At 64.2% G+C, this 9,427-nt stretch carries 12 protein-coding genes and 1 tRNA gene; 9 read left to right on the forward strand and 4 right to left on the reverse strand.

The window, feature by feature from the left end; genetic code table 11:
• The first annotated feature begins 70 nt into the window (after positions 1-70).
• The 9 genes from WS68_RS13875 to WS68_RS13915 all read left to right on the forward strand — a co-directional run bounded on the left by WS68_RS13875 (position 71) and on the right by WS68_RS13915 (position 6,489).
• Positions 71-817 (forward strand): SDR family NAD(P)-dependent oxidoreductase, encoded by a 747-nt coding sequence (locus WS68_RS13875; protein WP_059571353.1) that lies wholly within the window; start codon positions 71-73, stop codon positions 815-817.
• Between the two features lie 82 nt (positions 818-899).
• A complete protein-coding gene (gene ybgC / locus WS68_RS13880) occupies positions 900-1,397 on the forward strand; it encodes a tol-pal system-associated acyl-CoA thioesterase (RefSeq protein WP_059571354.1) in 498 nt (165 codons plus the stop codon).
• Positions 1,398-1,557: 160 nt separating this feature from the next.
• A complete protein-coding gene (tolQ, locus tag WS68_RS13885) occupies positions 1,558-2,235 on the forward strand; it encodes a protein TolQ (RefSeq protein WP_059520042.1) in 678 nt (225 codons plus the stop codon).
• 10 nt (positions 2,236-2,245) lie between these two features.
• Entirely contained in the window at positions 2,246-2,695 is a 450-nt protein-coding gene (tolR, locus tag WS68_RS13890) for a protein TolR (protein ID WP_059571355.1), read from the forward strand.
• Complete coding sequence (tolA, locus tag WS68_RS13895; RefSeq protein ID WP_059571356.1) at positions 2,692-3,660, forward strand: cell envelope integrity protein TolA; 969 nt, start codon at positions 2,692-2,694, stop codon at positions 3,658-3,660. Before tolR ends, tolA begins: the two co-directional genes overlap by 4 nt.
• Before the next feature lie 94 nt (positions 3,661-3,754).
• Complete coding sequence (gene tolB / locus WS68_RS13900) at positions 3,755-5,053, forward strand: Tol-Pal system beta propeller repeat protein TolB (protein ID WP_059571357.1); 1,299 nt, start codon at positions 3,755-3,757, stop codon at positions 5,051-5,053.
• 17 nt (positions 5,054-5,070) lie between these two features.
• Positions 5,071-5,574 (forward strand): peptidoglycan-associated lipoprotein Pal, encoded by a 504-nt coding sequence (gene pal / locus WS68_RS13905; RefSeq protein ID WP_059571358.1) that lies wholly within the window; start codon positions 5,071-5,073, stop codon positions 5,572-5,574.
• Between the two features lie 19 nt (positions 5,575-5,593).
• Complete coding sequence (ybgF, locus tag WS68_RS13910) at positions 5,594-6,343, forward strand: tol-pal system protein YbgF (protein ID WP_059571359.1); 750 nt, start codon at positions 5,594-5,596, stop codon at positions 6,341-6,343.
• Between the two features lie 70 nt (positions 6,344-6,413).
• A tRNA-Lys gene (locus tag WS68_RS13915) sits at positions 6,414-6,489 on the forward strand.
• 62 nt (positions 6,490-6,551) lie between these two features.
• Here WS68_RS13915 and WS68_RS13920 read toward each other — a convergent pair.
• From WS68_RS13920 to WS68_RS13935, 4 genes are all read right to left on the reverse strand, one after another.
• Positions 6,552-6,953 (reverse strand): hypothetical protein, encoded by a 402-nt coding sequence (locus tag WS68_RS13920; RefSeq protein ID WP_059571360.1) that lies wholly within the window; start codon positions 6,951-6,953, stop codon positions 6,552-6,554.
• Positions 6,954-7,115: 162 nt separating this feature from the next.
• Positions 7,116-7,316, reverse strand: coding sequence for a hypothetical protein (locus WS68_RS13925; RefSeq protein ID WP_059571361.1), 201 nt, complete (start codon positions 7,314-7,316; stop codon positions 7,116-7,118).
• 42 nt (positions 7,317-7,358) lie between these two features.
• Entirely contained in the window at positions 7,359-8,057 is a 699-nt protein-coding gene (locus WS68_RS13930) for a GNAT family N-acetyltransferase (RefSeq protein ID WP_059571362.1), read from the reverse strand.
• Positions 8,058-8,068: 11 nt separating this feature from the next.
• Entirely contained in the window at positions 8,069-9,394 is a 1,326-nt protein-coding gene (locus WS68_RS13935) for an aminotransferase class I/II-fold pyridoxal phosphate-dependent enzyme (RefSeq protein ID WP_059571363.1), read from the reverse strand.
• Between the last annotated feature and the right edge of the window lie 33 nt (positions 9,395-9,427).

The raw sequence follows: 9,427 nt of genomic DNA on the forward strand, positions 1-9,427 counted from the left end.
GCCGCAATCCCAGTAGGCTAGCGTGTTCCATCAAGCAGGCGTCTCAAGCGTCCATCAAGGAGCAGCAGCAATGATCGTGTTCGTCACCGGCGCATCGGCAGGTTTCGGCGCCGCCATCGCCCGGATCTTCGCGAAAGGCGGCCATCGCGTCGTCGCCACCGCGCGCCGCAAGGATCGTCTCGACGCGCTTGCCGCCGAGCTAGGCAACGCGCTTTTGCCGCTCGAACTCGACGTACGCGACCGGGCGGCCGTCGAAGCCGTGCCAGCGTCGCTGCCCGCCGAGTTTGGCGCGATCGACGTGCTCGTCAATAACGCCGGCCTCGCGCTCGGCGTCGAGCCTGCGCACAAGGCGAGCCTCGACGAATGGCAAACGATGATCGACACGAACTGCTCGGGCCTCGTCACGGTCACCCGCACACTGTTGCCGGGCATGATCGAGCGCGGCCGCGGCCATATCTTCAATCTCGGCTCGGTCGCAGGCAGCTATCCGTACCCTGGCGGCAACGTCTACGGCGCAACCAAGGCGTTCGTGCGCCAGTTCAGCCTGAATCTGCGCGCGGATCTGGTCGGCACGCCGCTGCGCGTGACCGATATCGAGCCGGGCCTCTGCGGCGGCACCGAATTCTCGAACGTGCGCTATCGTGGTGACGACGCGAAGGCGGCAAACGTCTATGCGAACGTCGCCCCGCTCACCGCGCAGGACATCGCCGACACGATCTACTGGATCGCCACCCGCCCCGCGCACGTGAACATCAACACGATCGAGATGATGCCGGTCGCGCAGGCCCCTGCCGGGCTGACCGTTCATCGGGGCTGAGCCAGCTCGGGCGCGCGGGGACCCGCAAGGCCGCCCCGCGCGACAACATACCGTTACGAATCGGAGTCGCCGTTCCGGTAGAATGCGCGCCATGATTGAGCCCACCCAACAGCCAGACGCAGCGCCAGACTTTGTGTGGCCCGTTCGCGTGTACTACGAGGATACCGATACCGGCGGCGTCGTCTATTACGCGAACTACCTGAAATTCTTCGAGCGCGCGCGCACCGAATGGCTGCGCGCGTGCGGCGTCGACCAACGGCGCGTCGCCGACGAGACGGGAGCGATCTTCGTCGTCTGCGACGCCGCGCTCAACTACCGCGCCCCCGCGCGGCTCGACGACGCGCTCACGATCACCTGCAAGATCGACCGGCTCGGCCATGCATCGGTGACGTTCACCCAACAGGCGTGGCGGGACGATATGCTCCTTGTCACCGCCAAGGTGAGAATTGCCTGCGTCGATCGCGCCGTGTTCCGATCGAGCCTGATCCCGCCGCCCGTCTTCGAGGCGCTCAAGCGTGGGCCGGCCGCGCGCGAACTGCGGGACGGCGGTGTCAACGCTGAGCGCCCAGGTGCCGTTTAGACACAGCCGATGAACTTCACCCCCGTGACCCGCTACTAAGCAAGGTTCGGCGGGATGCCCGCGGCGCGCCAAACCGAATGGCCCTGCCGCGCGCCGCCGGAATATTCCGGCCGGGTACCCTGGTCAGGCCCTCCCCGAAGGGGACGTTAATCAAACCTTTATGAACACTGCTCAAGACCTGTCGATCATCTCCCTCGTCCTCAACGCGAGCGTGCTCGCCCAGGCGGTGATGGGGCTCCTGCTCATCCTGTCGCTGATGTCGTGGACCTTCATTTTCCGCAAATGGTTTGCGATCCGCCGCGCCCGCGCGCAAACCGAGCGCTTCGAGCGCGACTTCTGGTCGGGCGGCGATCTGCAGGCGCTGTACCAGAGCGCGGCAAACAATCGTCACACGATCGGCGCGCTCGAGCGGATCTTCGAATCGGGGATGCGGGAATTCCTCAAGGCTAAGGAAAAGCGCCTGAGCGATCCGACACTCCTTCTCGATGGGGCTCGCCGCGCGATGCGCGCATCATTCCAGCGTGAAATGGACGTTCTCGAATCGAACCTGTCGTTCCTCGCGTCGGTCGGCTCGGTCAGCCCATATATCGGTCTGTTCGGCACCGTGTGGGGGATCATGAACTCGTTCCGGGGACTCGCGAACGTGCAGCAGGCCACGCTCGCGAACGTCGCGCCCGGCATCGCCGAGGCACTCGTCGCAACCGCGATCGGCCTGTTCGCCGCGATTCCGGCAGTCGTCGCGTATAACCGCTATGCGCACGATATCGACCGTCTCGCTATCCGCTTCGAGACGTTCATCGAAGAATTCTCGAACATCCTGCAGCGCCAGGCGCAATAAGGAGCACGCGATGGCCGGCACCCCCATTCGTTCCAGCATGCGCGGCGGCCGCTCGCGCCGCTCGATGGCCGACATCAACGTCGTGCCGTACATCGACGTGATGCTCGTGCTGCTCGTCATTTTCATGGTCACGGCGCCGCTCGTCGCGCCGTCGATCATCAATCTGCCGACCGTCGGCAATGCCGCACCGCAGGATCAGACGCCGCCCGTCGTCGTCAACATCCGCGCCGACGGTAAAATAAGCGTCCGCTACAAGAGCGAGTCGGGCGCGTCGCAGGAAGATGCGATGACGAAGGCCGAGCTTGACAGCTTCATCGTATCGCGCCAGACCGATCACCCGGATCAGCCGGTTGTGATCGCGGCGGACAAGACGGTTCAGTATGACGCGGTCATGTCGGTGATGTCCGATCTGAAGGCGCGCGGCGTGAAGCGCGTCGGCCTGCTCGTCAAATCGCAATGATGTCGAGCCAACCACGCGCCGCCTATCCGCACAAGCCGCCACGCGAGCGCGGCACCGGCCGCGCGTTCCTGCTCGCGGCGCTGATGCATGTTTTGCTCGCGCTCTTCCTTTATCACGGCATCCAGTGGCCAAACAGCACGCCCGCGGGCGCGCAGGCCGAGCTTTGGACCGAGATTCCAGACACATCCGTGCCGCGCCCCGCGCCACCCGTGAAGGCGGCCCCTGCTCCTGAGCCGGTCAAGAACGACGAAGCGGATATTGCGTTGCAGCAAAAGCGGCGCGCGCAGCAGGCCGCGGCCCGCGAAGCACAACTCGAGGAGCAGCGCCGGCAGAGGCTGAAGGCGCAACAGCTCGCCGCACAACAAGCCGCGCAGCTTGCCGCCCAGCAGGCGGCCGAGCGCGACAAGCAGAAACAGGCCGATAAGCTCAAGCAGCAGCTCGCGGAACAACAGCGCAGGCTCGAGCAGCAGAAGAAGCAAGAGAAGCAAGAGAAGCAAGAGCAGCTTGCCGCCCAAAAGAAAGCCGAGGCCGAAAAAGCGGCGAAGGCTGCGGCGGCGGCCAAGGCGAACGCGGCGGCGCGCGCGAAACTCGACAAGGAGCGGCAGGCCCGCCTTGCGCAACTGCAAGGGATGGCGGGCTCGGGCGGCGGCGAAGGGCTTGCGAAGAGCGGCACCGGCACCGGCTCGGGCGGCACCGCGGCGTCCCCCGGCTACGCGGACAAGGTGCGGCGGCGCGTGAAGCCGCACATCGTTTGGGGTGGCGAGCGCGAAGGTCTCGTCACCGTCGTCTCGATTCGCTGTACGCCGTCGGGCGACGTGCTCAGCGCGTCGATCCGCCGTTCCAGCGGAAATTCGGGGTGGGATCAAGCCGTGATCAACGCGATCCAGGCATCGGTGCCGCTACCGCCCGATACCAATGGCCAAACCCCCAGCCAGATTACGATTACCTTCAGGGCGGCGGAATAGACGTATTTACGCGTACACTCGCGCCGTCGCGACGGGAACGAATCGGGTATCTTTGAGTCTTTCGCGCAAGCAAGCACAAACGGGAACAGGAAGCATGAGTTTGATGACGAAGCTAGGTTTTAGGGCACTCGTGGCCTCGTGTTTGATCGCGGCGGGCACCGGCGCCCACGCGCAAGTGAACGTACTGATCACGGGCGTCGGCTCCACCCAGTTTCCGATCGCCACCGCCAATTTCGTCAACGAAGCGAGCCTGCCTCAACAGGTCACGTCAATCGTTCGCGCCGATCTGGCGAGAAGCGGCAAGTTCACGAACGTCGACGCGGGCAGTACGCCCGTGCCCGAAACAGCGTCGCCGGACTTTGGCGGATGGAAGGCGAAAGGCGCGAACGCGTTCGTCGCGGGCAGCGTGACCCGCGAATCGGGTGGCCAATACAAGGTCAACTTCATCCTGTACGACACGGTCAAACAACAAAGCCTGGGCGGCCTGTCGCTGACTGCGTCGAACGACAGCGAGGCGATGCGCAAGGCCGGTCATAAGATTGCCGATTACATCTATCAAAAGCTCCTCGGCGTGCGCGGCGTGTTCAACACCCGCCTGTCGTATGTGCAGCGCACGGGCAATTCGTACCGGCTGCTGATCTCCGACTCCGACGGACAGAATCCGATTCCCGCGCTCACGAGCAAGGAGCCGATCATCTCGCCCGCGTGGTCGCCGAGCGGCACCAAGGTTGCGTATGTGTCGTTCGAGCTGAAGAAGCCGGTCGTCTACATTCACGATCTGCCGACCGGCCGCCGCTACGTGATCTCGAATCAGAAAGGCAATAACAGCGCGCCCGCGTGGTCGCCGGACAGCCAAACGCTCGCGGTTGCGCTGTCGCTCACGGGCAATACGCAGATTTATTCGGTCAATGCGTCGGGTGGCGGACTCAAGCGCCTCACGCGCAGCGGCTCGATCGACACCGAACCGTTCTATTCTCCTGATGGCAAGTGGATCTACTTCACGAGCGACCGCGGCGGCGCACCGCAGATTTACAGAATGCCGGCCGAAGGCGAAAGCGCCGGTGCGGCGCAGCGCGTGACGTTCACCGGCAGCTACAATACAAGCCCGCGGGTCAGCCCGGACGGCAGGCTGCTCGCGTACATCTCGCGCACCGGCGGGGGCTTCAAGTTGTATGTCCAAGATCTGCAAACAGGGGCGGCAAACGCCGTCACCAACACGACGCGCGACGAATCGCCGAGCTTTGCGGCGAACGGTCAGTACATTCTGTATGCCACTCAGTCGGGCGGCCGCAGCGTACTCGCTGCCGTCCCCTCCGACGGCAGCGCGCCGCCGCAGATTCTGTCTATTCAGGGCGGCGTGCGTGAGCCGTCCTGGGGACCCTTCATGCAATAACCACAAGGAGAATCAGTATGATGTCGAAAAAACTTCGTCTTGCGTTCGCAATGCTAACGATCGGCGTGCTCGCCGCGTGTAAGTCGGGTGTGAAGGTCGACGAAAACGCTAATCAAAACGCATCACAAACGAATCCGGAAAACGTCGCGCAAGTCACCGTCGACCCGCTCAACGATCCGAACAGCCCGCTCGCAAAGCGCAGCATCTACTTCGATTTCGACAGCTATTCGGTGCAGGATCAGTACCAGCCGCTGCTGCAACAACACGCGCAATACTTGAAGAGCCATCCGCAACGCCACGTCCTGATCCAGGGCAACACCGACGAGCGCGGCACGAGCGAGTACAACCTCGCTCTGGGTCAGAAGCGAGCCGAAGCCGTGCGCCGCGCGCTGTCACTGCTCGGCGTTGCGGATACGCAGATGGAAGCCGTGAGCCTCGGCAAGGAAAAACCGGTGGCGCTCGGCCATGACGAAGCGTCGTGGGCACAGAACCGCCGCGCGGACCTCGTCTATCAACAGTAAGTCACGGAAGAATCGCTGTATGACGCACCGTTTTTCCTGGATGCACGCCGCCGCTTCGTTGTGCATGGCCGGCGCGGCTCTTGCGGCTGCACCGGCCCATGCCGGCCTTTTCGACGATGACGAAGCCCGCCGCGCGGTGCTCGACCTGCGCAGCAAGACCGATAACCTGACGAGTCAGCTTTCGGCCGCACAACGCACGATCCTCGACCAGTCGGGCCGCCTCGACCAACTGAACCAGCAGGTCGCGACGCTGCGTGGCGAAAACGAGGATCTGACGAACCGCCTAACGACGCTCGAGCGTCAACAGAAGGAGTACTACACCGATCTGGACACGCGCCTCAAGAAGTTCGAGCCGCAGCAAAAGACGGTGGACGGCGTTGAAGGCACGGTGCAGCCGGGGGAAACGGACGCGTTCAACGCTGCGTCTCAGCAATTTCGCAACGGCAACTTCAAGGGCGCGGCGGCTTCGTTTCGCTCATTCATCGCGAAATATCCGCAAAGCCCCTATCAGCCCACCGCGCAATACTGGCTCGGCAATGCGCAGTACGCACTTCGCGACTACCGTGGTTCGAGCGCGACGTGGCAAAACCTCGTAAAGAGCTACCCGCAGCATCCGAAGGCGGCCGACGCGCTCGTCGCGATCGCGACGAACCAGATCGAACAAGGTCAGAAAGCCGCTGCGAAGAAGACGCTTGAGCAGGTCGTCTCGCAATACCCGGGCACGGATGCCGCACAGGCTGCGCAAAGCAAGCTGGATGCGGTCAAGTAACGGAAAAAAGCGGTTCGCGATCGAATTTGTTGACAAGCCTGCAAAGCGGCCGCTATAATTTTGCCTCTTTGGGTCGTTAGCTCAGCTGGTAGAGCAGCGGACTTTTAATCCGTTGGTCACTGGTTCGAATCCAGTACGGCCTACCAAGATGCACAAGGGTCTCCTATGGAGACCCTTTTTCATTTCCGTTCCGCGCCCGTAAAACCGCTCAATTCACCTCGACGCGGCACGACACGATATCGAGCGCCTCGCTCCAATTCGCGACCGCCCGATGTGGAATGCCGAAAGCCCGCGTCACGCCCCGGCCGCTCACGCGCGCGCCCTCGCGCAACGCATCGTCCGCTTCGACCGTGACGAGCACCTTGCACATACGGGCCAGCGCGTCCGCATGCTGTTTGAGCCAGATGCCGCGCCGCTTGCGATCCTCATGCGCCTCATCGCTTTGCGCGCCGACGTAAATCACGGCGAACGGCTCGCCTCGCGCGATCAGCGCATTCATTTCCGCCACCCACTGAACCGCGTAACCTGGACGAATCGCCTCCGATTGAACCCGAACGACAGGAAACCATTCGACGTCATGCACGACGAACGTTGAAGCATCGAAAGCCATATCGCCCCCTAGAGAAAATCAAACGACCGGATGCGCATCAAGCGCTGGGGCCAACTACTGCTGTGCCGAAGCAAGCAGATATGCCAAAACTATCCGCGCGCACATGCAATGTACGCGATATCCGGCGCGGCGGCATTGCCGCCTCCGAGCCGCCGCGCTGCCCTACCGCATCTCTTCCACATTTGATGCGGCACACAATGTGGGCCGCGAGGTTGGCGCGGCGGCAATCAAAGCCTGAACCGAGCGGTAAGCCAATCCTGCCGCGCTCAAGCGCTGCGACAGCGGACGCATCGACGCCGCGCCGGCTTCAAGCGTCATCGATATTTTCACGCGCAAACGCCCGCCGTCGGCAGCCGCAGCCATCCGGGCTGCAACGGCATCGCGGACAATCGCCGCGCCCGGCCATCATCGCGCATCGCCGCCGGCATCGAAGCGCATTCGAACCGACGCCAGTTCCTTCGGCAACCGCGCGGACCGCGCCCGCGTCCGGGATATTTCGACGAAGCCAAGACGCTCGTAAAGCCCGCGAGCGCGCACGTTGTCGACCAGCACGTCGAGAACTACACCCCTGCCCGCTTCGGCGCCAAACAGGCCCGCCGAGCGCGCATCGTCGAACAACGCGCTGAACGCGCCACAGCCACGCCAGCGCTCGTCGGTCGCGCAATGCGCAATCAGCGTCTGCGTGCGCTTCGGCGCCGGCAACTCGCTTTCCAGCACGAGTCCGCGCAGCAGCATGCCAACCGTGCGCAGCGGGCCGAACCAACGCAGCAGCATCCAAGCGACATGCAGATCGTCGAAACGGGTTTTGCGGCCGTCATGCGCGGCCAGCACCGCGCAGACGTCGCCGTCCTCCGTGACGGCGACGTGATGACGCCGCCACGAGAACCGCCCGTATTTCGACGCGAACGCGAATTTCAAGAACCCGATGCATCGCTCAGGCGGCTCGCCGAGAAAAAAGCTGAACTCCCGCACGCCCGATGCGAACACGAGCGGCGCGCATGCGCCCGCGTCACCCGCAACGGCGGCGCGAAAGCGCCGCACCGGCGATGGTCGGCCGGCTTGTCCGCGCGCCGCGGCGCGCCCGCGCTCCAACGGCGTGGTCATCGCGCCGGCATTCAGCGCGCGAGCCGCACGAGCGCCGCGATCGTGCGATCGATCTGCTCGGGCTCGTGGGTCGAGCAAATGAAAAAGCGCAAGCGCGCGGTCCGCTCTTCGACTGCCGGATAGAAGATCGGCTGCACGTTGATTCCGTCGTCGAACAGCGCATTCGCCCATTGCGCGGCCTTTATCGAGCTGCCGGTGATGACGGGCACGACCGCATAGCCGACGCTCGTGCCGGTATTGAGCTTCGCCGCGCGCGCCTGCGTGAGGAATTGCAGCCCGCGCTCGCGCAGCGTCGCAATGCGTTGCGGCTCGGCCTGCAGCTTGCCGAGCGCGGCGAGCGACGCGGCCGCGAGCGCGGGCGACAAGCCGACGCTGTAAAGAAAGCCCGGCGCGAGATGGCGCAGGATATCGACGAGCGGCTGGCAACCGGCGATAAAGCCGCCGCATCCGGCCAGCACCTTGCTCAGCGTGCCCATCCACAGATCGACCTCGTCGGACGGCACGCCGCAATGTTCGCGTATGCCCCGGCCAGTCGCGCCGAGCACGCCGAGCGAATGCGCTTCGTCGACCATCAGGAACGCGCCGTAACGCTTCTTGATCTCGACGAACCGCTCGAGGTCCGGCAAGTCGCCGTCCATGCTGTAGAGACCTTCGACCGCGATGAGCACGTGCCGATAATCTCGCCGCACGCGCGCGAGCAGCGCGTCGAGCGCGCGCCAATCGTTGTGAGCGAAGCTCAAGCGCTTCGCGCCGCTCAACTGCGCGCCCTGCACGATGCTGTTGTGCGCGAGCGCATCGTGGATGACCAGATCGCCCGGCCCGAACAGCGAGCCGATAACGGTCACGTTCGTCGCATGCCCGCTCACGAACACGACGCAGTCGTCGGTCTCGTAGAACGACGCGAGCGCCTGCTCCAGCTCGCGCTGCACCGGCCGCTCGCCCGCGACCATCCGGCTCGCCGATGCGGACGTGCCGTAGCGGTCGATCGCCTCCTTCGCGCGCGCCGACACGGCCGGATCGCCCGCGAGACCGAGATAATTGTAGTTCGCGAAATTCACGTATTCGCGACCGCCGATCTGCGTCGTCGCGCCAGCCACGCCGTCGTGCACGCGAAAGAACGGCGATGCCACACGCAGCTTCTCGCCCATCTCGCGAATCAGCTTCACCTGCTGATATTGCGGCATTGCCTCGAACCAGCTTCGCGGATCGCCCGTCGCGTGCGCGGCAGACGTGGACAAAGTGCGACGCGCGCCGCCGCCGTCGTCGGACACGCGGTCCAGTTGCCGCTTCAGTGCTTTCGCCGCGAGTTGCTGGCGCAGGTGATCTCCCAATCCCATCTGAACCGTTCGCCTGTCTCGTGAATGAAGTTC

Source organism: Burkholderia sp. TSV86 (assembly GCF_001522865.1).
In the GTDB taxonomy this organism is placed as follows: domain Bacteria; phylum Pseudomonadota; class Gammaproteobacteria; order Burkholderiales; family Burkholderiaceae; genus Burkholderia.

Coding starts and splice junctions, on each gene's coding strand:
- WS68_RS13875 (WP_059571353.1), top strand. CDS start 71: ATGATCGTGTTCGTCACCGGCGCATCGGCAGGTTTCGGCGCCGCCATC.
- ybgC (WP_059571354.1), top strand. CDS start 900: ATGCGCGCCATGATTGAGCCCACCCAACAGCCAGACGCAGCGCCAGAC.
- tolQ (WP_059520042.1), top strand. CDS start 1,558: ATGAACACTGCTCAAGACCTGTCGATCATCTCCCTCGTCCTCAACGCG.
- tolR (WP_059571355.1), top strand. CDS start 2,246: ATGGCCGGCACCCCCATTCGTTCCAGCATGCGCGGCGGCCGCTCGCGC.
- tolA (WP_059571356.1), top strand. CDS start 2,692: ATGATGTCGAGCCAACCACGCGCCGCCTATCCGCACAAGCCGCCACGC.
- tolB (WP_059571357.1), top strand. CDS start 3,755: ATGAGTTTGATGACGAAGCTAGGTTTTAGGGCACTCGTGGCCTCGTGT.
- pal (WP_059571358.1), top strand. CDS start 5,071: ATGATGTCGAAAAAACTTCGTCTTGCGTTCGCAATGCTAACGATCGGC.
- ybgF (WP_059571359.1), top strand. CDS start 5,594: ATGACGCACCGTTTTTCCTGGATGCACGCCGCCGCTTCGTTGTGCATG.
- WS68_RS13920 (WP_059571360.1), bottom strand. CDS start 6,953: ATGGCTTTCGATGCTTCAACGTTCGTCGTGCATGACGTCGAATGGTTT.
- WS68_RS13925 (WP_059571361.1), bottom strand. CDS start 7,316: ATGGCTGCGGCTGCCGACGGCGGGCGTTTGCGCGTGAAAATATCGATG.
- WS68_RS13930 (WP_059571362.1), bottom strand. CDS start 8,057: ATGACCACGCCGTTGGAGCGCGGGCGCGCCGCGGCGCGCGGACAAGCC.
- WS68_RS13935 (WP_059571363.1), bottom strand. CDS start 9,394: ATGGGATTGGGAGATCACCTGCGCCAGCAACTCGCGGCGAAAGCACTG.